This window comes from Gordonia liuliyuniae (genome assembly GCF_021738805.1).
Lineage (GTDB): Bacteria > Actinomycetota > Actinomycetes > Mycobacteriales > Mycobacteriaceae > Gordonia > Gordonia liuliyuniae.
Genome location: NZ_JAKKOR010000009.1, coordinates 247,026 through 268,736, shown reverse-complemented (window position 1 = coordinate 268,736; position 21,711 = coordinate 247,026). Strand labels below are relative to the sequence as shown.

Sequence of the window (21,711 nt, the reverse complement as noted above, 5' to 3'; positions counted from 1 at the left end):
GCGATCGATGTCTAGAACTGGCTCGCGGCACCCGTGGCGGCCTGCGCCCGCGTGAAGCCCTCGTAGACGAGTTGATCGACGAGACCTTGCTGGGAGAAGGCACTCATCTCCATGTACTCGGCTGCCTTCTTCGTCGCCTGGTCGGTCCAGTCGGGGTTGAGATAGTCGACTGCGAAACCCGCGTCGGCGCTGCTGAACCCCTCATACGCGAGCTGATCGATCAAGCCCTGCCGCGAGAAGGCGGACATCGACAGGTACTCACGGCCCTTGTCGATCGCATTCCGTTGTGCGGCGGTCATCGAATCCGCAGTGGTCGTCGCCGTGGTCTGCGCGCGAGTCGCGGTGTGGAGCCGAGTCGTGGTAGCGCCGGCATCGGTCGCGGTGGTTGTGGGATCGTCGTCAGTCGACTGCGGATCCGGTGTGGCTGTGACCGTCTCGGTCGCGACGTCAGGGACGGTCACGGTCACAGTTGTCGGAGGAGCGGCTTCGGTGTCGGTCGATCCGCATGCTGCGAGAACGGACAGTGCAGCGGAGGCCACGAACACGACAGTGGCTGTGCGAACGTGATCGGTTCTCATGGCGGTCCCAGCTTTCGGGGAGGGGGTCGTATACCTGGGAATACTATGCGTGAATAACTCCTCTCACCTGCGGGTTCAACTGTGATCACGTGTTTTCACCTGAACGAGGGACCAGTGTCGGAACAGGGTCGGCTCCGCTCAACGCATCCGCGGGGTTGGGCGACGTTCGCGGCATTCAGAGAGGCCGCGGATGTCAACGAGTACCGCGGATGTGCCTGAGGACGGCCGACGCGGGGCAGAAAGCAGAAAACCCGCTGTTGCCAGCGGGTTTTGTTGCTCCCCCAATTGGATTCGAACCAATAACCGCTCGATTAACAGTCGAGTGCTCTGCCGTTGAGCTATGGGGGATTGCTCTTTCGTGAACCGAGATGAAACTCTAGCGCACCGATCCCGCCGCGTGCAAAACAGCTGGTCGGGGTAGTTTTTGCGGAGGGCGCGGCACCGTTGGGCGGGTGCAACCGGTGGTTACCGCTACATTGGGGCGCATGTCCTCAACTTCCGGCGGCGACCCAACCTTTCGCGACGGCGGCGACTTCCTTGCCGCCAACCGAGCCAAGCGTGAACAGATCCGTGCGGAAGAGGCATCGAAGGCGGAGCGGGCAGACAAGACCGGACCCGGCGAGCAGGCCGCCGAGCCCCGTAGCGATGGGCCGAGCACGTCGAAGACCCTGGTCGCGTCGCTCATCGCGGCCGTCGTCGTCCTCGCGGTCACCGCCGGGGTCTTCGCCTACCTGGCGTTCGGCTCAAGTTCCGACGACAGCGGCGACCTCGACCGGGCGGGCGCGTTGCGCGACGCGAAATCCTACGCCGCGCAGATGCTGACCTACGAGGCAGGCAAGTACGACGACCTCGACCGACGGATCCGGGAAATCGCCACTCCGGAGTTCGCCGACACCTATATCAAGTCTTCGCAGCAGGCGCGTACCGCGAACGACGCTGCGCAGGCGTCGTCGAAGGGGAGCGCCGAGAACGCCGGAATCATGTCGATCGACGACCGTGAGGCCGTCGTGCTCGTCGCGCTCGACAACACCGTGACCAGCCCGCAGGCACCCGCCCTCGGAGCGGGCAGCGGTGCGTACGAGTCGCGGGTGAAGGTCACGCTCACGCGCGACGACGGGACGTGGCTCGTCTCCGACTTCGAGGTGGTTTGAGCGCAGGTCGTCGACGTCACCGACCGTGCGCGCCGTCGCCGAGCAGGATGGCGGCGGAGGCCGCGGCGACGGTCGGCGCATCGACTCCGGGCCTGCCGGTGACCAGGTCGCTGGCGAGGTTGAGGCTGGCGTGGACTAGGTAGCGCGCGGCCGCGTTCGAGCATTCCGGCCGTGCGCGCACCACCCAGGTGGCCCACTCGTCGACGGTCGTCCGCTGTTGGCGACGCAGGGCGTGCAGGTCGCCGTCGTCGAGGGCTCCCGTCCCCGACAGGTAGATCGCCATGATGTCCGGGTCATCCACGCATAGTTCGCTGTAGCGGGCAGTCAGGGACACCAGCGCTTCGCGCGGCGTCTGCGCCTGCGACAGGGCGACGGCGACTGCGTCGGTCGCGCGGTCCGCGGTCCGCCAGAGGGCCGCGGCGAGGATCGCGACCTTCGACTCGAAGTGGCGGTACACGCCGGACGCGGGCAGCCCGACCGCTGCGCCGATGTCTTCCACCGTCACCTCGTGGAACCCTCGCTGCGCGAACAGGGTGACGGCGGCCGCGAGGATCGATTCCCGGCGACCGGCTGGCGCCAGGCCTGGCGGTCGGTCGGCGGTCGGCGGGGAATCGGGGAAGTCGACGTCGAGCAGGGTGACCGCGGCCGTCGACACGAGTTCGGTCGCGGCGCGGCGGCCCATCGCGATCCGGTGCGTCGCGGGGCTCGCTGCGACCGACAGGGTCGCGACTGCGAGAAGGTCGGTGAGGGGCCTCGGCAGGTTGGGCCGGGCGGCCTCGATCAACGAGCGCAGCCGACGGTGCAATGCCACCCGGACATCGCGGGTGCGCGTGCGGTCGGCGTCGTGCAGGACCCGCCGCTCCCAGCGATACAGATTGCCTGAACTGCGGTGCTCCATCACCGTGTCGGCGAACGCGGCGAGGACGGCGCGCAGTTCCTCACGTGGGTCATCGCGGTGGGCGACCCCGGAGACCGCCGCGTCCACCCCCTCCGAGAGCCGGTCGACCGCGGCGGCGAACAGGTCGTACTTGTTCGAGAAGTGGCGGTACAGGGCTGGAGCGGAGATGCCGACCTCCTCGGCGATGTCGGTCAGGCGTGTCGCGGCGTAACCGCGCGTGCCGAACACGTCCGACGCGGTCCGCAGCACGATCTCGCGCCGATCGGACGGACGGATGCGAGCATGCTGCGCAGCGGCGTCCGCGGGTGTTCGGGAGGTCATGGAGATCCATGCTAGCGAATGACCGATGAACTTCTCGCCGAGAGCTAATACACGCAGTAAGTGCAGGTGAAGAAAACTTACGGGCGGAAAAAGTTAACAAGTAGTCGCATGACCTCGGTCACTGTCGGTGGTAGTGTGTGGGCAATTCGCGAACGGTACGGATCCGATACGAGGTGTGATGATCAGCGAGACCCGTTGTGTAGGCGGAGTATGGGACGGCATCGACGACGACGGCGTCGCACGCATCGAGATCGATCGGCAGGCGCAGATGAACGCGCTCGACGGTGCGGCGTCGGGCCGCCTCATCGAGTTGTGCCACGAATGGGCCGAGCGCTCGGACGTCCGCGTCGTTGTGGTGTCCGGTCGCGGCGGGTCGTTCTGCGCAGGGGCCGACGTGGCGGGCATGGCCGCTGACTCCGCCACGGGTGGCGGCTTCGACGAGTCGCAGGCTCGCAGAATCATCGAAAACGGCTCGAACCTCATCGGTGCGCTCCGCTCGCTTCCCATGCCCGTAATCGCTGCCGTCGACGGCGCGGCAGTCGGCATCGGCGCCTCCCTGGCTGTCGCGGCAGATCTCGTCTACGCGACCACTCGCTCGTACTTCCTGCTGGCGTTCGTCAACATCGGTCTGATGCCCGACGGCGGCGCGAGCGCACTGTTCACGGTCTCACTCGGCCGAGCACGGGCGAACGCGATGGCGCTGCTGGGCGAGAAACTCCATGCGCCCGACGCGTACGGCGCTGGGCTGCTCACCGATGTGGCCGACGACGCCGACGCCCTCGACAAGCTCGTCGCGCGGGCGACCACGCGTCTGCTCCGCAACCCGCCGAACGCCCTCGCCGTCACCAAGGCCGCCCTCGATGCGCATGCGTTGGCCGGCTATGACGCCGCCATCGACCGTGAGATCGCCGGCCAGACCCGACTTCTCCAATCGCCCGAGTTTCACCGTGTGCTTGCCGGCTTCGGCACGCACTGACCCGCCGCCGAGCACCGGCGCGTCGACCCGACCACGTCCAGAAGATCCCCGCGCGCAGCGCACAACACCGAGGAGTACCCCATGACCGATGCCCTGGGCTTCGCCCTGAATGCCGAGCCTCAGCGCTCGCGCCGCAATCACTGGAACAATCAGGTCCGTCGCCACTCGGCGATGAGTCCCGACAACGGCGCCCTCCGATTCCTCGGCAAGACCACCACGTGGCGTGAACTCGACGAGCGCACGCATGCGCTCGCGGCCGCATTCCGCCGCCGCGGCGTCGAGTTCGGCGATCGCATCCTCGTCGTCATGCTCAACCGCAGCGAGTACGTCGAGGTCACCCTTGCCGCGAACCTGATCGGCGCGATCCCCGTTCCGGTCAACATTCGCATGACGCCGCCCGAGATCGGGTTCCTCGTCGCCGACTCGGGCGCCAAGGTGATCGCCACCGAGACGATGCTCGCGCCGTTGGCCGACGCCGTCTCCGCGTCGACCGGCGCCATCGACCACACGATCGTCGTCGGCGGTGCACAGAACGAAGGGCATCTCGACTACGAGGCGCTCATCGCTGAGGATTCGTCGGAACTCCCGGACATCGACATTCCGGAAGACACCGTCGCGCTGATCATGTACACCTCGGGCACCACCGGAAAACCCAAGGGCGCCATGCTTACCCATCAGAACCTGCAGGCTCAGGCGCTGAACACGCTGCAAGCGCTGAGCACCAGCGCCGACGACATCGGCTCGTGCGTCGCGCCGATGTTCCACATCGCCGGGCTCGGCGCAATGACGCCGTTGTTCTACACTGGTGCGCTGTCGGTCATTCATCCGCTTGGCGCGTTCGACCCGAATGACATGCTCGACACTCTCGAGCGGGAGGGCACCACCTCGATCTTCCTGGTGCCCGCTCAGTGGCAGGCCGTGTGCGCCGCACAGCAGGCCAAGCCGCGAGACCTCAAACTGCGAGTGATCTCCTGGGGCGCGGCGCCTGCGTCGGACACCGTGCTGAATGCGATGAACGAGACATTCCCCGACGCGACGAACGTCGCGGTCTTCGGCCAGACCGAGATGTCGCCGATCACCTGCGTCCTCGAAGGCAAGGATGCGCTGCGGAAGATCGGTTCCATCGGCAAGGTGGTCCCGGGCGTCACTGCGCGCATCGTCGACCCGGAGATGAAGGACGTGAAGCAGGGCGACGTCGGCGAGATCGTCTACCGCGGTCCCAACATGATGGCCGGTTACTGGCAGAACCCGCAGGGGACCGCCGACGCGTTCCACGGCGGCTGGTTCCACTCCGGTGACCTCGTCCGCCAGGACGAGGAGGGCTTCATTTACGTCGTCGACCGAGCCAAGGACATGATCATCTCGGGCGGTGAGAACATCTACTGCGCCGAGGTGGAGAACGTCCTGTTCGGGCATCCGAGCATCAGTGAGGCCGCGATTATCGGCCGCGCCCACGAGAAGTGGGGAGAGGTTCCGGTGGCCGTGGTTGTACTCGCCGACGGCGTCGAGGATCTGACGATCGACGACCTCGAGCCGTACCTCAACGACAACCTGGCGCGCTTCAAGCATCCGAAGGACGTCGTCGTGGTGCCCGAGCTGCCGCGCAATGCGGGCGGCAAGGTCGTCAAGCCGACGTTGCGCGCCGAGTTCGGCAGCAAGGACGAGGCACTGAAGAGCTAGCCGGTTCGCGACCGCGATCGAACCTAAATTGGAACACGTTGCAGAAATATTCTGTAACGTGTTCCAATTTTCGTCTCAGGTGACTACTGTCACAAGGGAGCGCGAATAGCTGCGCGTCCAAGTGATTCGACGTTGCCGACTCAGGCGAAGCGAGGTTGAGAGTGAAGACGAAGGGTGCGCTCCTGCGGGAGTTGAACCAGCCGTGGAAGATCGAAGAGATCGAGATCGGCGACCCGAAGGCCCATGAGGTCAAGATCCGGATGGAAGCCGCGGGCATGTGCCACTCGGACCACCATCTGATGACCGGTGGCATCCCGATGGCCGGGTTCCCGGTGCTCGGCGGCCACGAGGGTGCAGGCGTCATCGAGGAGGTCGGCGAAGGCGTGACCGACTTCGAGCCAGGCGACCACGTCGTCCTCTCGTTCATCCCGTCCTGCGGCAAGTGCCCGTCGTGCAAGGAAGGCGTCGCAAACCTCTGCGACTTCGGCGCCATGCTGCTGCAGGGCGAAGCCGTCTCCGACCACACCTTCCGCATCCACACCGCGGCGGGCGAAGACGTCTACCCGATGACGCTCCTCGGCACGTTCTCGCCGTACATGGTGGTGCACGAGGCGTCCGTGGTGAAGATCGACAAGGACATCCCGTTCGAGGTCGCCGCGCTATGCGGCTGCGGCATCCCGACCGGTTACGGATCGTCCACCCGTAGCGGCGACGTCCGTCCCGGCGAAGACGTCGCGATCGTCGGCGTCGGCGGGGTCGGTACGGCGGCCCTGCAGGGCGCCGTGATCGCGGGTGCTCGCAACGTGTTCGCGATCGACCCGATCGAATGGAAGCGCGAGCAGGCGCTCAAGTTCGGTGCCACCCACGTGTTCGCGTCCGTCGAGGAAGCGGCAGGCGAGATCGCGATGATCACGGCGGGCGGGATGTGCCGCAAGGTGATCGTCACGGTCGGTGAAGTACACGGCAAGGACGTCGACACGTGGATGGGTATCACCGCGAAGAACGGCACCTGCGTGCTGACCGGTATGGGCAACATGATGGAGAGCGACGTGACGCTCAATCTGGCGATGCTCACGCTGCTCCAGAAGAACCTGCAGGGCTCGATCTTCGGCGGTGCGAATCCCAAGCTCGACATCCCGAACCTGCTGTCGATGTACAAGCTTGGCAAGCTCAACATCGCTGACATGATCACCCGCGAGTACACCCTCGACCAGATCAACGAGGGCTACACCGACATGTTGGAGGGACGGAACATCCGCGGCGTCATCCGCTACACCGACGCCGATCGCTGACCCACCTAGTAACGTCGGTGCGGTGAAAGCGCTGGCGCAGTTGGAGTCCTGGCCCGTCGACCACGCCCCCCGCCCTCCCCCCCCCCCGCGCGGTGCCCCCCCATCGACCCCCCCCACCGCTCGTGTGTACGAACTGGCATCGGTGACCAAACTCCTCGTCGCACAGGCCGTGCTCGTCGCAGTCGAAGAGGGCGCCGTCGACCTGGCGACTCCCGCGGGGCCGAACGGCGCACGGGTGGAGCACCTGCTGTCGCACGCGTCGGGTTTGGCGTTCGACAGCGACGACGTCCAAGCGGCGCCGGGGGAGCAGCGGATCTACTCGAGCCGCGGGTACGAATTACTCGCCGATCTGGTGGCCACCGAGACGCAGATCGCGGCCGCCGAGTACCTGCGCGAGGCAATCTGCGAACCGCTCGGTATGACGTCGACGGCGTTGGTCGGTCCCGCCGGGCATGGGGCTCGATCGAACGTCGACGATCTGGCTCGGTTCGCCGCAGACCTCCTCGCCCCCACCCTGGTGTCGCCGCAGACGGCGGTGACGGCTCGTACGGTCCACTTCCCGGGCATCGACGGCTTCGTGCCCGGATACGGCAGGTTCAGGCCGAACGACTGGGGGCTCGGGCCCGAGATCAAGGGCGCCAAGGACAAGCATTGGACGGCGCCGTCGCATTCGCCGTCCACGTTCGGTCACTTTGGGCAGTCGGGTACGTTCCTGTGGGTCGACCCGGTCCGGGGAGCGTCGTGCGTGGTGTTGACCGATCGCGCGTTCGGGCCGTGGGCGAAGCCGCTGTGGCGCGATTTCAATCAGGGCATACTGGACGCACTTGATTCCTGACCGATGAGGGCGGTGCCGTGCGGACACTGACGGCCGATGATCTCGGCCTACTCCTGTCGCTGTTCGCGGTGCTACTGCTCGCGTTCGGCGCCAACTTTCACTTCTCCCGCAAGTCCGTTCGGCGACACCGGAAGGCCGCGCTCGCCTTTGTCGGACTGTCGTTCCTCGGCGAACTGTCGACGGTGATCGCGCTGACGTTGACATGGGTGGCGTTGTGGAGCCCGGCGGCGTGGGACAGGATCGACGACCTACTCGTCTTCGTTCCCGGCACGATCGCGATCGTGTGCGCCGTCCTGCTCACTATCGAGTCGGTGGGGTCGCGGATACTGCACATCCTCAGTGCCGAACGCGAGGAGCCGCTCGTCGATCAACGGGGATGACCGCCGGGGGCTATCAGCCGACTCGCTGGTGTAGCCAGGTCACTTCGGCCCCGGCGCCGCCCATCCGGTAGTTCTCCAGGGCGTCGTCCCACGCGGTGCCGAGGACGGTGTCGAGTTCGGCTGCCAGTCCTGCGCTGTCGGGCTGGTTGTCCATCATGGCGCGCAACTGCATCTCGCCGATGATCACGTCGCCGTTGGCGCCCGTGGAGCCCCGCCAGAGTCCGAGGCCCGGGACGTGGCTGAATCGTTCGCCGTCGACCCCTTCGCTGGCGTTCTCGGTCACCTCGAAGGTGAGTCCGGGCCATTCGCGCAGCGCAGAGGCGAGCCGCGCGGCGGTGCCGACCGGACCGGTCCAGTCGACGGTCGCACGCATGCGACTCGGCTCGGCTGCATCTTGCCCCGACCACTTCAAGTCGGCGCGTGCATCCAACGTCGACGACAGCGCCCACTCCACATGCGGGCACAGCGCGACGGGAGAGGCGTGGATGTACACCACGCCTGTCGTCAGGTCCGCAAACTGATTGAGATTGCGCACTGGTCATTCACCTCCGGTTCGACGAGGAACGTCTTCCCCAAGGCACCGCGTCGAATCGGTAGCACACTGCTGTTAGAGATTATGCCTTGTGAGGTGCGTGTTGCGCTAGTTCTTTTTGTTGCGATGTGGTGGGGAGCCCTTCGGGGAACGGCGGAGGCTTCGTTTGCGCCCTGGGCACCACCATTGCGCCCATGGTTCAACCCTGAGCGCAAAGTCGTGCTCAGGGCACAAGAGTTCGTGCCCTGAGCGACAACGCGGGGTCTACAGCGGGATGTTCTTATGGCGGCCGCGGCGGGCGGGAGCGACGGCGAGCGCCTCGGCGATACGGCTGCGCGTGACTGTCGGATCGATGATCTCGTCGACGACGCCGATCGACTGGGCGCGTCCCACCCCGCCCGCGATCTGCTCGTGCTCGACGGCCAGCCGCTCATGCAAGGCGTCCCGCTCTTCGTCTGGAGCGGCGGCGAGCGCCTTCTTGTGCAGGATGCCGACCGCGGCCTTCGCGCCCATGACGGCGACCTCCGAGCCCGGCCACGCGAAGACGGCCGTCGCGCCGAGCGCGCGCGAGTTCATCGCGATGTAGGCGCCGCCGTAGATCTTGCGGGTCACCAGCGTGACCCGGGGGACCGTGCACTCGGCGAACGAGTGCAGAAGCTTCGCACCGCGTCGAACGACGCCGTTCCATTCCTGGCCGACGCCAGGCAGATACCCGGGGACATCGGTCAAGACGACGATCGGGACGCCGAACGCGTCGCACAGGCGCACGAAGCGCGACGCCTTCTCCGCCGCTTCGGAGTTCAGGCAGCCGCCCATGCGCAGCGGGTTGTTAGCGATGACGCCGACCGACCGGCCGGCGAGCCTGCCGAAACCGATCGTGATGTTGGGCGCCCACTTGGCCTGCAGCTCTTCGAACGTCGAGATCTCGGTGACGCAGTCCTCGGCCAACTGGGAGTCCAGGAGTGCCTCGACGATCGGGTGGACGTCGTACGCCCGGCGGTTCGACTCGGGAAGCAGCGCGCGCAGGTCGGTGTCGCCTGCCGCAGCGCGGGCCCGATCGACCTGGCCCTGTTTGGAGAATGTGGAGACGAGGCGACGGGCGCGCCAATAGGCGTCCGTCTCCGATTGGGCGGTGATGTGGCTGACGCCCGAACGCTTGCCGTGCGTGTGCGGGCCGCCCAGTTCCTCCATGCTCACGCTCTCGCCGGTGACCGACTTGACCACGTCGGGGCCCGTCACGAAGACGCGACCCTCGGGCGCCATGATGACGACGTCTGTCAGGGCGGGGCCGTATGCCGCTCCGCCCGCGGCGAAGCCGACGACGACGGAGATCTGCGGAACGTAGCCGGAGGCACGCACCATGGCCTCGAAGACGCCGCCTACGGCGTGCAATGCTTCGACGCCCTCCGCCAGGCGTGCGCCGCCCGAATGCCAGATGCCGATGACCGGAGTCTGCTCGGCGATGGCGGTGTCGATCGCGTTCACGATGTGTGCGCAACCGACCACCCCCATGGCACCGCCCATCACGGTGCCATCAGTGCAATAGGAGACGGTGCGGACACCGTCGACCTCACCGACGGCTGCTAGCACACCCGATCTGTCGCGGGGGTGCAGCAGCTCGACAGTTCCCTCGTCGAAGAAGGTGGTCAACCGAAGCAGCGGGTCACGGGGATCCGTCGCTTCCTCACGGCCGGGGATGGGTGCCAGTGTGGTCATCGGTTTCTCCTATGCGGGGGAGTGAATCAGTAGCGACCGAACGTCAAAGCGACGTTGTGTCCTCCGAATCCGAACGAGTTGCTCAGCGCGTAGTCGACCTGGCCGCGTCGAGCCTCGCCGTGCACGACGTCGATGTCGCCGCACTCCGGGTCGAGCTCGTCGAGATTCAGCGTCGGCGGAATGATCGAGTCCTCCACCGACTTCACCGTGAGGACCGCTTCGAGAGCGCCGACGGCGCCGATCGAGTGGCCCAGCGCCGACTTCGGCGCGTAGATGGCCGCATGACTGCCCACGGCCGCCTGGATGCCCGCAGACTCTGCGGTGTCGCCGATCGGAGTAGACGTCGCATGTGCGTTCACATGTGTGATGTCCGACTTGGCGAGTCCGGCAGTCTGCAGTGCGCGGGTCATCGCACGTGCGTTGCCCTGACCGGACGGGTCCGGGGCCACCAGGTGGAAGCCGTCGGACGTGATGCCCGCGCCCAGAAGACGGGCGTGGATGTGCGCACCACGCGCTTTCGCGTGATCTTCGCGCTCGATGATGAGCATGGCCGCTGCTTCGCCGAAGACGAAACCGTCGCGTGCCTTGTCGAACGGACGCGAAGCCGCGGCCGGATCGTCGTTGCGCGTGCTCATCGCACGCATCATCGAGAACGCCGCGATCGGCACGGCGTCGATGTGTCCTTCGACGCCGCCGCACACCACCATGTCGGCGTCGCCGAAGACGATGTGCCGCCACGCGTGCGCGATGGCCTCGGCGCCGGACGAGCAGGCCGAGACCGGGGTGATGACGCCTGCGCGAGCGCCGACGTTGAGTCCGGCGACCGCGGCGGGACCGTTTGGCATCGTCATCGAAACGGCGAGCGGCGACACCTTGCGGTAGTTGCGCGTCTGCTTGATGGCGTTGTCAGCGTCGATCATCGCGTCCGCGCCGCCCATGCCGGTGCCCAGCACCACGCCGAGACGGTCGGGATCGACCTCCGGCTCGCCGGCCTGCGCCCACAGTCGCTTGCTCATGATGTGGGAGACACGCTCGACGTACGCCATGCGGCGCGCCTCGATACGGGTGACCTCCAGCGTCGGATCCTCGACGAGCTTCCCGCCGATACGGACCGGCAACTTGTAGTCGTCGATGTAGTCGTCGGTCAGCTCGCGGATGCCGGACTTGCCAGCGACGAGATTTTCCCAGGTCGTGTCCAGATCAGCACCCAAGGACGTCGTAGCGACCATCGAGGTCACCACGACGCTGGGAAAATCCCCACCGCGAGTGGAAAAGTCGCGCAGCTCGGTCATCAGGCCTGGCTCGCCTCGATCTGGGCGGCGATGGCGGCAGCGGTCTCGGGGTTCTCGGCCTCGAGCTTCTGGACGTATGCGACGGTGTCGCCGACGGTGCGCAGACCGGCGAGGTCCTCGTCGGGGACCTTGACGCCGTACTTGTCCTCGACCTGAACGGCGATCTCGACCATCGACAGCGAGTCGATGTCCAGGTCGTCGACGAACGACTTATCGAGGGTGACCTCCGACGGCTCGATGCCGGTGACCTCTTCGATGATCTCGGCGATGCCGGCGACGAGCTGTTCCTGAGTTGCAGCCACGATGTGGCTCCCTTCTAGTTCGTAATGCGTTACGTGTTTCCGGAGATCAGCGGGTTCGCTGCTGGACAAATCGATGATCGACTCTCCGGTGGCCGGGTGGTACCCGACCGCTATCCAAGTCCTGGGACGTCCTCCAGATCAGCGGGGACGTTGACGGCGCGCGACGGCACGCCTTTGAGTTCGCGCTTGGCGATTCCGACAAGAGTGCCTGCAGGCGTGAGTTCGACGATGGCGTCGGCGCCCGCAGCGAGCATAGTCTGCGAGCACAGATCCCATCGCACCGGACTGGTGACCTGAGTGATGAGCTTCTTGAGCGCGAGGGCGCCGTCGCCGACTGGCTGACCGTCGGAGTTCGACAGCAGAGTGTGCGTCGGATCGTTCGGTGTGATCTCGGCGGCCGCTTCAGCGACGGCTTCCTGGGCGGGAGCCATGTACTCGGTGTGGAACGCACCCGCCACGGCGATCCTGCGGACGCGTGCCTTGTCCGGCGGGGCCGCCACGAGTTCGTCGACGGCCGTGACCGAGCCCGCGGCCACGATCTGCCCCTTGGCGTTGCGGTTGGCAGGCACCAGGTCGAGTTCGGCGAGGCGGTCGAGGACGGTGCTCTCGTCGCCGCCGAGGACCGCGGCCATGGTGGTGGGCTCGATCGCGCAGGCCTTGGCCATCTCGCGGCCGCGGATGCCTGCCAGGAGGACGGCCTCGTCGGCCGTGATCACGCCGGTGATAGCCGCTGCCGCGAGTTCGCCGACCGAGTGGCCCGCGACGACGGTGTCGGAGGGGATCGCGCCGTGACGGTCGACCAGTTCGTCGAACGCGAGGAGTGCGGCTGCGACGACGAGCGGCTGGGTCACCGCGGTGTCGGTGATCTCCTCGGCGGTCGCGGTGGTCCCCAGGCGTGCGAGATCCAGTCCGATCGTCTCGGACCACGCCGCAACGCGGTCGCGGTTTCCCGGAAGCTCAAGCCATTCGGCGAGCATTCCGGGCTTCTGGGAGCCCTGGCCGGGCGCAAGCAACGAAAGCACGTGACTAGCGAACACCCTTCAGCGCCTCGGTGTGGGTGTCGAGTCGTATGAACCTCAACCGTGATCTTTGTGGGGTGTCTACAAAAGTGTTCTGAGTGGCACCTCCATCGTCATCGGCTCGTTATCCGTTACGTGTAAGCCGCACTCGTTCCTAGAAATGGACTTTCGTCCCTGGGATCCGTGACATGTGTGACTCAAGTGGCTTGTGACTGTGATTCTTGGTGGAAATGTGTCAACCGTCCAACGGTCAATGCCACCCGAAGGATGTAGGCGTCTCGCGGGTTGCTTGGGTCACGCCCAGTGACATCCGTCACTTTTTTTAGTCGATATCGAACAGTATTGGGGTGGATGTACATTTCGCGCGCACACGACTCGATCGAGCCGCCGCCGTCGAGGTACGCCTCGAGTGTCGTCATCAGGGTGTCGTTGGCGCCGCGCAGCGGCGTGACGGTCGAGTCGATGAGCATCCGGACCGCGTCCGTGTCGCCGGTGAGCGCACGCTCGGGAAGCAGATCCGAGCTGTGGACAGGACGCGGAGCGCTTGGCCATCCATTGACGGCGCGTACCCCTGCGAGGGCTTCGACAGCGGAGGCGTGCGCCGCCGTCAGATTAGGCGTCGTCGGACCGATGACGACGGGCCCCTCGGCGAAATGCTCCAAGAGGTCGGTGAGGAAACGGTCGGTCGGCCGCAGCGAGCCGCCGACGATGGCCACCAGCGTGCTGCCCTGAACGACGGACAGCGTCGCGCGGTCGTACTGTTTCGCGGTCGTGTGGACGGCGAGCGGAACCGAGACGTTCTGTTCCGGAGGAGGCGTTCCCACGATGACCGTCGCAGGCGAGTCGCTCGGCCAGTTCAATGCCGCTGCTCGGGAGAGGAGTTGTGCGTCGTCGTCGCCGCGGACCACGGCGTCCACGACGAGCGCCTCCATGCGCGAGTCCCAGGCGCCCCGCGACTCGGCAGCCGCCGCATAGATCGCAGCCGCGGCGAATCCGATCTCGCGACCGTATCGGAGCACGGACTCGGTGAGCGCACGCAGCTGTGCGTCGTTGCGCGCCAGGAGCGGGAGCCACTTCTCGAAGAACTCCATCGCCACGCGAACCATCTCGACGGTCTGCAGCAGCGTGATACGGCGGGCCAGATCCTGTGGGACCACTTGGAAGGCCTGCACCGTGAACTTCACGTTGCCCTCCGGGTCTTGGATCCACTCGACGAAGTTGACGACGGCCGTCTGCACGACGAGTTGGACGCTCGCGCGCTGCGCCGCATCCAACTCGCTGAAGTAGGGGAGTTGGTCGGACATCGAGTGCACGGCCTCGGTCGCGAGTCGGCCGCTGTATTGCTTCATCCGGCGCAGCAGCGTGTCGGGCAGCGCATCGTGCACCGTCGCAGGAGCGGGCACATGCGCACCCTTGTCGGCGAAGACGTCGGTCGCGCGGGTGGACTTCAGCGGCTGGTCGGACACAGTGTCAATTTACTCTGGGCCAATCTAGTTCGGGTCAATCTAGTTCGGGGTACAGCCCCAATCTAGCCCGGAAGGGCCGGTCGGCGAGTCGACCGGCCCTTCAGAGGATTCTCATCTGCTCGTGGATTACGCCACGCCGGGGTCCGCAGTCGATACCGGGGCGGCCATCGGGTCGGTGATCTGATACTTCGCGGCGGCGTCCGTGGCGACCGAACGGTCGATCTTGCCGTCGCGCGCGAGTGCGACGAGCACGCCGACGGCGATAGACGCCGCATCGATGTTGAAATACCGGCGAGCGGCCGAACGAGTGTCGGAGAATCCGAAACCGTCCGCGCCGAGCGTCAGGTAGGTGCCCGGCACGTACGCGCGGATCTGTTCCTGTACACCACGCATGTAGTCCGACGCCGCCACGAACGGACCGGCGCGCTGACTCAGCACATCGGTCACGTACGGGGTTCGAATCGTGCCTTCACGCAGTTCTTCACGGTCGCAAGCGATTCCGTCGCGCGCGAGCTCGTTCCACGACGTCACCGAGTAGACGTCGGCTGCGACGTTCCAGTCCTCGGCGAGAAGCTCCTGCGCTCGGATGGCGTCGTTCATCGTCACGCCGGACGCGAGAATCCCGGCGCGCAGCTCGCGTTCCTGCTCGGCCGGGCGGGAGAGATAGATCCCCTTCAAGACGCCCGCCACATCGAGATCGGCGGGCTCGGCAGGCTGGTGGATCGGCTCGTTGTAGACGGTGATGTAGTAGTACACCTTCTCCGGAGCGGGTCCGTACATGCGTCGCAGGCCGTCGTCGACGATGTGCGCGAGCTCGTACGCGAACGCGGGGTCGTATGCGACGACGCCCGGGTTGGTCGCGGCAAGCAGATGTGAATGGCCGTCCGCGTGTTGCAGGCCCTCACCTGTCAGCGTCGTACGGCCGGCAGTCGCACCGATCACGAACCCGTTGGCCATCTGATCGGCGGCGGCCCACAGTCCGTCGCCGGTGCGCTGGAAGCCGAACATCGAATAGAAGATGTACAGCGGAATCATCGGCTCGTTGTGTGTCGCGTACGAGGTGCCGACGGCGGTGAAGCACGCGGTGGAACCCGCCTCGTTGATGCCCTCGTGCATGATCCGGCCGTTCTCGGCCTCCTTGTAGGCCAGCATGAGCTCCGCGTCGACCGACCGGTAGTGCTGGCCGTTCGGGTTGTAAATCTTCAGCGTCGGGAACCACGAGTCCATGCCGAACGTGCGAGCCTCGTCGGGGATGATCGGCACGATCCGCTTGCCGATCTCCTCGTCACGCATCAGTTCCTTGAAGATGCGGACGAGCGCCATCGTGGTGGCGACCTCCTGCTTGCCCGATCCGCCCGAGACGGCCTTGATCGCTCGCGACGTGTCGGGTTTCAGTGGCGCCGGAGTCAGGTGGCGACGAGGGAGGAACCCGCCGAGTTCGCGTCGGCGGTCCACCAGGTACTGGAGCTCCGGCGAGTCGGCACCCGGGTGGTAGTACGGCGGCAGGTACGGGTCGGCTTCGAGCTCTGCGTCCGAGATCGGGACGTGCGTCGTGTCGCGGAACGCCTTCAGGTCGTCGAGGGTCATCTTCTTCATCTGGTGGGTCGCGTTGCGCCCCTCGAAATGACCGCCGAGCGTGTAGCCCTTGATCGTGTGCGCCAAGATGACCGTCGGCTGGCCCTTGTGGTTCAGCGCGGCCTGGTAGGCCGCGAAGATCTTGCGGTAGTCGTGGCCGCCGCGCTTGAGGTTCCAGATGTCCTGGTCGCTGTAGTCCTTGACGAGCTCCTTGGTCCGGGGGTCCCGGCCGAAGAAGTTGTCACGGATGTAGCCGCCGTCGTTGGCGCGGTACGTCTGGTAGTCGCCGTCGGAGGTCCTGTTCATCAGGTTGACCAGCGCGCCGTCCTGGTCGGCGTTGAGCAGAGCGTCCCACTCTCGGCCCCAGACGACCTTGATGACGTTCCAGCCCGAACCGCGGAAGAACGACTCCAGTTCCTGGATGATCTTTCCGTTGCCGCGGACCGGGCCGTCGAGTCGCTGCAGGTTGCAGTTGACGACGAACGTCAGATTGTCGAGGTGGTCGGATGCGGCGACCTGCGCGAGGCCTCGCGATTCCGCTTCATCCATCTCGCCGTCGCCGAGGAACGCCCACACGTGCTGCTGCGAGGTGTCCTTGATCCCGTTGAGGTGCAGGTACTGGTTGAATCGCGCCTGGTAGATGGCGTTCATCGGGCCGAGGCCCATGGAGACCGTCGGGAACTGCCAGAACTCGGGCATCAGCCGTGGATGCGGATACGACGGCAGGCCGCCACCCATGCCCGCGTGGCTGTGCTCCTGACGGAAGCCGTCCATGCGGTGCTCGTCGATGCGTCCTTCGAGGAAGGCGCGAGCATAGATGCCGGGGGAGGCGTGTCCCTGGATGAACAGTTGGTCGCCGCCGCCGGGATGATCCAGTCCGCGGAAGAAGTGGTTGAAACCGACCTCGTACAGCGATGCCGACGACGCGTAGGTCGAGATGTGGCCGCCGACTCCGATGCCGGGTCGCTGCGCGCGGTGCACCATGACCGCCGCGTTCCAGCGGATGTAGGCGCGGAAACGTCGCTCCATGTCCTCGTCGCCAGGAAAGTCTGGTTCGAGATCGGTCGGAATCGTGTTGACGTAGTCCGTCGACGTCAGCTGGGGGAGGGGGACACGTTTGTCGTCGGCACGCTCGAGCATGCGGAGCATGAGATAGCGGGCCCGTTCTGGGCCTGCATTGCTCAGCATCGCATCGAACGATTCGAGCCACTCGTCGGTCTCCGACGGGTCGCTGTCAGCCAGATACGACGCCACACCGTCGCGGATCACCTTTACGCGGCTCGACCGCGTTCCGGCGTTCGGTGTGCTCGTGGTCAGGTCAGTCACTTATCCACCAATCTTCCTCTGGCGCACTGCAAGTGTCGGCGGCGCGCATGTACATGACCGTCGGGGTGGTGACGGTCCGATTCGTTTTCGAGTACGCAAGGATTCTGGCGTACTGTCACCACTATCGTGCCCCAAATCACGAGTCGAAGAAACGGATGTGCCGAGTCACACGTTCTACTCTGCGGTAACCTCAACGCATCCGTGTCCACGCGAGGGGGAGTCGCATGAACGGCGTTCGTTCAATAGTCGTCGGTCTTGCGTTGGTCGCTGCCGCAACACTTCTCGTCGGCTGCTCCGATTCGGGCTCCGACACGCAGGAGTCGTCCTCGGGATCCGCGTCGTCGAACGTGCCGTCCGCCGAGCGCCCGGAAGTGGAGAAGGTGGCCGCCATCCAGGTGTGTCGTCAGGTCATCACGTCGGCGGGCGTCATGGTCCGCGACTACAACACCTTCATGAAGGTGCTCAACAAGACGCAGTCGTACGCCGAGGTCGGGTCCGAGGACCGTTGGGCCGTCGAGACTCTCGATACGGGGGCCGGTGTGGTGCGTGAAACGATCTCGCCTGCGACGCCCGCGGACCTCGTCGAGGACGTGTCGGACTTCGTCGACACCTCGGAGCAACTCGCCGAACGCATCGAGCGGGAGCAGCGCGCCGGGCTGAACCGCGCATCCAAGGAGTGGGACGACAAACGCACGGCCGCGCTCGACCGGTGCGCAGAGTATCTGCCGACCGCGTGACGGGTCCGGTCGGGTGCCTCGCGGCCGGGCGGTTGGTCCGAACTTGTGTGTCTACTGTCGGTAAGCGGCTGGACCCTCTACGCTTGACCTACGGTTCGCTTCGGCGGGACTTGGAATATTTCAGCGATCGGGAGGATGCACGCGGTGGTAGCCGCCACGGACGACAAGGCGAGCAAGCTTGGATTCACCAAAGAAATGGTGATCCAGGAACGGGGATGGGACGAAGACACCGACGACGACCTGCGGGCCGCCATCGAGGACGTGATCGACGCCGAGATGCTCGACGAGGATGCGATCGACGTCGTCGACGCGGTGATCCTCTGGTGGCGTGACGACGACGGTGACCTGGTGGACGCGCTGATGGACGCGATCGGACCTCTCGCCGAAGGCGGATTCATCTGGGTCCTCTCGCCGAAGACTGGTCTCGACGGGCACGTCGATCCGGCAGTCATCGCCGAAGCAGCCCCGACGGCAGGCCTCACTCAGACATCCGTCATCAACTTGGACGATTGGTCCGGTGCACGGTTGGTGACGCCGAAGGCCAGGCCGGGCAAGAAGGCATGACCAGTCCCGAGATCGCTGTCGCCGGTCCCGTACCGGTCGGCTCGGTCGCACCGGACTTCGATTTGCGCGATCAGAACAATCGTCGCGTGTCCCTGTCTGGGTTGCGGGAGAAGGGCGACGTGCTCGTCGTCTTCTTCCCGCTGGCGTTCACCGGAACCTGTGAGGGCGAACTCGGGCACATCCGCGACAATCTGCCACGGTTCGCCGACGATACTCTGACGACAGTCGCGGTCTCCGTCGGCCCGCCGCCCACCCATAAGGTCTGGTCGTCGGCGCAAGGTTACCTGTTCCCGATCCTGTCGGACTTCTGGCCGCACGGCGACGTCGCCCGGAGTTTCGGCGTGCTCGACGAGCGGCGTGGCTACGCCAACCGGGGCACGTTCCTCGTCGGTCGCGACGGACTCGTCCGCTATGCGGCGATGGTCGGTCCGGGCGAAGCCCGCACCGAAGAGACGTGGACGGCCGCCCTGGCCACGCGCAGCTGACTGTCCGCCGGGTGTCAGTGGTGCGGGGCGACGACCGCGTCCGTCGACCTGAGGACGCAGCCGGCAGGCGGCAGATCCGTCGCCGGATACACGGTGGCGAGCGCTACCGCGAAGCGGCGAGCGCGTTCGACGTAGCCGGCTTGGGTGTAGTGCACGCCGTCGAGGAACCAGTCCTGATGCAGTTCGCCCGCCCGGTCGTACACCCGCAGGTTCGGGTAGCGCTCGCATGCCCGGACGAGTGCGCGGTTGAAGTTGCGCATGGCCTCGTTGTCGTAGGCGGGATTCTCGTTCAGCGCGTTGGTCGCGATGGTCGGCCACATCACGGGTTGGCCGGCCAGCGGTTTCATCAGATTGTCGATTCGCATGTCGACCGGCCCCTGGCCGCCGACTTCGACGTTGGCGGTGTCGTTGATACCCATCGCGACGACCCAGCAGCCGCGTAGGCCGCGGGCGAGGTCGCTGGTGATCGACTCGGTCGCATTCGGTTCGCCGTTGAGGCGCTCCATGCTGGAACGCCCGCCCACGACGTCGGAGACGTACCTATCCGCGCCGTACTCGCGATACCGGCCGGACAGCCGCAACACGGGGTTCGGCTGCATGCCGACGTCGTTCATGCCGATGGATGTCGAGTCGCCGACGTGGATGACGGTGGAGCACTTCGTCCGGCGTTGCGCCGCGGGCATCGTCGGACCGTACCGGTCGGGGTTGAGTGCGTCGTCGACCCCGTCGTCGACGCCGCTGCCTCCGGTGTCGGGTCGGTAGAGCGCTGACACGACGGGGAGATCGGGATTGAGGTAGGAGACGCCGACCATCGCGCCGATCGCGAGCCCCACCACCATGAGGGTCGCCATGACGGCGCGGGCAGGGGAGGAGCGTCGCGTGCGGTGGGTGGACTCGCCGACGGCAGGCACCCGCTCGAGGGCCGTGGCCGAGTCGGGTCCGATGGCGGAGTAGGCCTGGGGCGCGGGTGGAAGGTTCAGCACGCTCGGTGCGGACTGCAGGACGGTGATCTCCGTCGGTGCGGCGAAGCGGCGTGTGTCCGCAGCCAACGGTTCGATCGACCCGCCCGGGGCCGCGGGTTCGGCCGGGGACAGGTCGACGGGCTCTTCGACGATGCGGGTCGCGGCGACGTCGACCGGTTCCTCGCGCAAAGGAGCCGGTTCGAGCTGGGCGCGGTGGGGATCGTCCCAGGCGGTCGCGGGTTCGGCGAGCGGAGCCGGGTCAGCGTCGGCCTCGAGTTCGGGTGCAGGCTCGTCGGTGACGGGCTGCTCGGTGACGGGTTCTGGGTTAAGGGGTTCTGGGGTGATGCGGCGGCGCAGCCTGTCCAGCACGCGGGCGATGCCAGTGAACATGGAGATCAGCGTTGTCAGGAGTGCAGCGCGCAAGGTGTCCTCCGGGAGTCGGGGAGTGGTGAGGGCGGCGCGGAAACCGTATCGGCGGATCGGGTCTTCGACGTACCGCCATGACAGCGACGCCAAGACCAGCGTCGCGGATACGACCACGATGGAACTGACCACTGCGGAGTCTCCCCGAACGACGCTGGGGAGGAACGCGACGAGCGGCATGTGCCAGAGGTAGATGCCGTACGAGCGTTCGCCTATCCACCGGAACGGCTGTGTCGACAGGAGGGTCGCGATGAACGTCGAGGGTGTGACTGCGGCTGTGAGAACGCCCATCGTAGCGACGGTCAGGACGGCGATACCCCAGGAGTACAGGCTCTGCGAACTGTCGGTCGTCGTCGTGCTGAGATAGAGGATCGTGCCGAGTCCGGCGATGCCGAGGGCGTCTATCAAGCACCGTTGGTTGTGCGTCGCTCGGTGCGCGCGTGCGGGCCACCAGAAGGCGAGGACGGCACCCAACAGCAGTCCGCCCGCGCGGGTGTCGGTGCCCTCGTAGGCGCGCGTGTTGTCGAAGCCGGCCTCGGCGAGTGTGGCGAGCAGATAGAACGAACCGAGCGCGAGGAGCAGCGTCACCTGGCTCATCAGCCAGCGGCGGCGCAGCGTGAGGTAGAACAGTGCCAGCACCAGCGGCCACACGATGTACAACTGTTCCTCGATCGACAGCGACCACATGTGGCTCAGTGGACTGGGGCCGCCGAAGCGGTCGAAGTACGAGGTGTCGGATGCGATGGTCTGCCAGTTGTTCACGTAGAACAATGCCGAGAGCGCCTGCCCGGTGTACGTGCCGAGTTTGTCCGGAACGAAGATGGCTGTGGTCGCGATGGTCGCCGCGAGCACGAGGGCGACGGCGGGAAACAGACGCCGTGCGCGCCTGATCCAGAAGGTCTTCAATCCGAGGCCGCCGGTTCGTTCGCGTGCCGCGATCAGCAGCGACGTGATGAGGAAGCCACTGAGGGTGAAGAAGACGCCGACGCCCAGGAGTCCGCCGCCGAAGCCCGGGACCTGCAGGTGATACAGCAGAACGAGGATGACGGCTACCGCGCGGATGCCGTCGAGGCCAGGCAGATACGTCGACTGACCGTGGGTAGGACGTGGCATTGGCGGAAGGTACCCCTTGTCGCTGCGGACCGTTGCGCGGTGCCGCCGACAACCGCTCGATGACGACGTCGGTACAGGTCTTCGGCCG

The 21,711-nt window shown here is 66.1% G+C and carries 19 protein-coding genes and 1 tRNA gene; 9 read left to right on the top strand and 11 right to left on the bottom strand.

All coding sequences use genetic code 11. The features are described from left to right. Nucleotides 1–11: 11 nt before the first annotated feature. Both L5G33_RS13080 and L5G33_RS13075 read right to left on the bottom strand, forming a co-directional pair. Entirely contained in the window at nt 12–539 is a 528-nt protein-coding gene (locus L5G33_RS13080) for an Ltp family lipoprotein (RefSeq protein WP_236998611.1), read from the bottom strand. 315 nt (nt 540–854) lie between these two features. Continuing rightward, nucleotides 855–926: transfer RNA gene (locus L5G33_RS13075), tRNA-Asn, on the bottom strand. A 137-nt stretch (nt 927–1,063) separates the two neighbouring features. Between L5G33_RS13075 and L5G33_RS13070 the strand changes: the two genes are divergently transcribed. Beyond that, nucleotides 1,064–1,729 carry an Rv1363c family protein gene (locus L5G33_RS13070; protein WP_236998610.1) on the top strand — a complete coding sequence of 222 codons (666 nt, stop codon included), beginning with the start codon at nt 1,064–1,066 and terminating at the stop codon, nt 1,727–1,729. Between the two features lie 16 nt (nt 1,730–1,745). Here L5G33_RS13070 and L5G33_RS13065 read toward each other — a convergent pair whose 3' ends face one another. Further along, nucleotides 1,746–2,948, bottom strand: coding sequence for a TetR/AcrR family transcriptional regulator (locus tag L5G33_RS13065; protein ID WP_236998609.1), 1,203 nt, complete (start codon nt 2,946–2,948; stop codon nt 1,746–1,748). A 178-nt stretch (nt 2,949–3,126) separates the two neighbouring features. On the opposite strand from L5G33_RS13065, the gene L5G33_RS13060 reads away from it, so the two are divergent. The 5 genes from L5G33_RS13060 to L5G33_RS13040 all read left to right on the top strand — a co-directional run bounded on the left by L5G33_RS13060 (nt 3,127) and on the right by L5G33_RS13040 (nt 8,111). Beyond that, nucleotides 3,127–3,924: an enoyl-CoA hydratase-related protein gene (locus tag L5G33_RS13060; protein ID WP_236998608.1), complete on the top strand. Its 798-nt coding sequence runs from the start codon at nt 3,127–3,129 to the stop codon at nt 3,922–3,924. Nucleotides 3,925–4,005: 81 nt separating this feature from the next. Then, the gene (gene fadD5 / locus L5G33_RS13055) at nt 4,006–5,604 is read left to right on the top strand and encodes a fatty-acid--CoA ligase FadD5 (protein ID WP_236998607.1); all 1,599 of its coding nucleotides are present in this window, start codon (nt 4,006–4,008) and stop codon (nt 5,602–5,604) included. 161 nt (nt 5,605–5,765) lie between these two features. Further along, the gene (locus L5G33_RS13050; protein WP_236998606.1) at nt 5,766–6,896 is read left to right on the top strand and encodes an NDMA-dependent alcohol dehydrogenase; all 1,131 of its coding nucleotides are present in this window, start codon (nt 5,766–5,768) and stop codon (nt 6,894–6,896) included. 22 nt (nt 6,897–6,918) lie between these two features. Further along, nucleotides 6,919–7,731: a serine hydrolase domain-containing protein gene (locus L5G33_RS13045; RefSeq protein WP_236998605.1), complete on the top strand. Its 813-nt coding sequence runs from the start codon at nt 6,919–6,921 to the stop codon at nt 7,729–7,731. Between the two features lie 17 nt (nt 7,732–7,748). Further along, nucleotides 7,749–8,111 (top strand): hypothetical protein, encoded by a 363-nt coding sequence (locus tag L5G33_RS13040; RefSeq protein ID WP_236998604.1) that lies wholly within the window; start codon nt 7,749–7,751, stop codon nt 8,109–8,111. A 13-nt stretch (nt 8,112–8,124) separates the two neighbouring features. On the opposite strand, the gene L5G33_RS13035 is transcribed toward L5G33_RS13040, so the two are convergent. The 7 genes from L5G33_RS13035 to aceE all read right to left on the bottom strand — a co-directional run bounded on the left by L5G33_RS13035 (nt 8,125) and on the right by aceE (nt 17,339). Continuing rightward, a complete protein-coding gene (locus L5G33_RS13035) occupies nt 8,125–8,646 on the bottom strand; it encodes a DUF3145 domain-containing protein (protein WP_236998603.1) in 522 nt (173 codons plus the stop codon). Nucleotides 8,647–8,907: 261 nt separating this feature from the next. After that, the gene (locus L5G33_RS13030) at nt 8,908–10,359 is read right to left on the bottom strand and encodes an acyl-CoA carboxylase subunit beta (protein ID WP_236998602.1); all 1,452 of its coding nucleotides are present in this window, start codon (nt 10,357–10,359) and stop codon (nt 8,908–8,910) included. A gap of 26 nt (nt 10,360–10,385) precedes the next feature. Beyond that, nucleotides 10,386–11,651, bottom strand: a complete 1,266-nt coding sequence (locus L5G33_RS13025; protein ID WP_236998601.1) for a KasA/KasB family beta-ketoacyl-ACP synthase — start codon at nt 11,649–11,651, stop codon at nt 10,386–10,388. After that, a complete protein-coding gene (acpM, locus tag L5G33_RS13020; protein WP_236998600.1) occupies nt 11,651–11,953 on the bottom strand; it encodes a meromycolate extension acyl carrier protein AcpM in 303 nt (100 codons plus the stop codon). Before acpM ends, L5G33_RS13025 begins: the two co-directional genes overlap by 1 nt. Nucleotides 11,954–12,063: 110 nt before the next feature. Further along, nucleotides 12,064–12,975 (bottom strand): ACP S-malonyltransferase, encoded by a 912-nt coding sequence (locus tag L5G33_RS13015; protein ID WP_236998599.1) that lies wholly within the window; start codon nt 12,973–12,975, stop codon nt 12,064–12,066. Between the two features lie 194 nt (nt 12,976–13,169). After that, on the bottom strand, nt 13,170–14,438 hold the full coding sequence (locus L5G33_RS13010; protein WP_236998598.1) for a PucR family transcriptional regulator: 1,269 nt from the start codon (nt 14,436–14,438) through the stop codon (nt 13,170–13,172). Nucleotides 14,439–14,564: 126 nt separating this feature from the next. Beyond that, on the bottom strand, nt 14,565–17,339 hold the full coding sequence (aceE, locus tag L5G33_RS13005) for a pyruvate dehydrogenase (acetyl-transferring), homodimeric type (RefSeq protein WP_236998597.1): 2,775 nt from the start codon (nt 17,337–17,339) through the stop codon (nt 14,565–14,567). A gap of 224 nt (nt 17,340–17,563) precedes the next feature. Between aceE and L5G33_RS13000 the strand changes: the two genes are divergently transcribed. From L5G33_RS13000 to L5G33_RS12990, 3 genes are all read left to right on the top strand, one after another. After that, the gene (locus L5G33_RS13000; protein WP_236998596.1) at nt 17,564–18,076 is read left to right on the top strand and encodes an Rv2240c family protein; all 513 of its coding nucleotides are present in this window, start codon (nt 17,564–17,566) and stop codon (nt 18,074–18,076) included. Between the two features lie 144 nt (nt 18,077–18,220). Further along, complete coding sequence (locus L5G33_RS12995) at nt 18,221–18,640, top strand: DUF3052 domain-containing protein (protein WP_236998595.1); 420 nt, start codon at nt 18,221–18,223, stop codon at nt 18,638–18,640. Beyond that, the gene (locus L5G33_RS12990; RefSeq protein ID WP_236998594.1) at nt 18,637–19,125 is read left to right on the top strand and encodes a peroxiredoxin; all 489 of its coding nucleotides are present in this window, start codon (nt 18,637–18,639) and stop codon (nt 19,123–19,125) included. Before L5G33_RS12995 ends, L5G33_RS12990 begins: the two co-directional genes overlap by 4 nt. Nucleotides 19,126–19,139: 14 nt before the next feature. Here L5G33_RS12990 and L5G33_RS12985 read toward each other — a convergent pair whose 3' ends face one another. After that, nucleotides 19,140–21,623, bottom strand: a complete 2,484-nt coding sequence (locus L5G33_RS12985) for an acyltransferase family protein (RefSeq protein WP_236998593.1) — start codon at nt 21,621–21,623, stop codon at nt 19,140–19,142. Between the last annotated feature and the right edge of the window lie 88 nt (nt 21,624–21,711).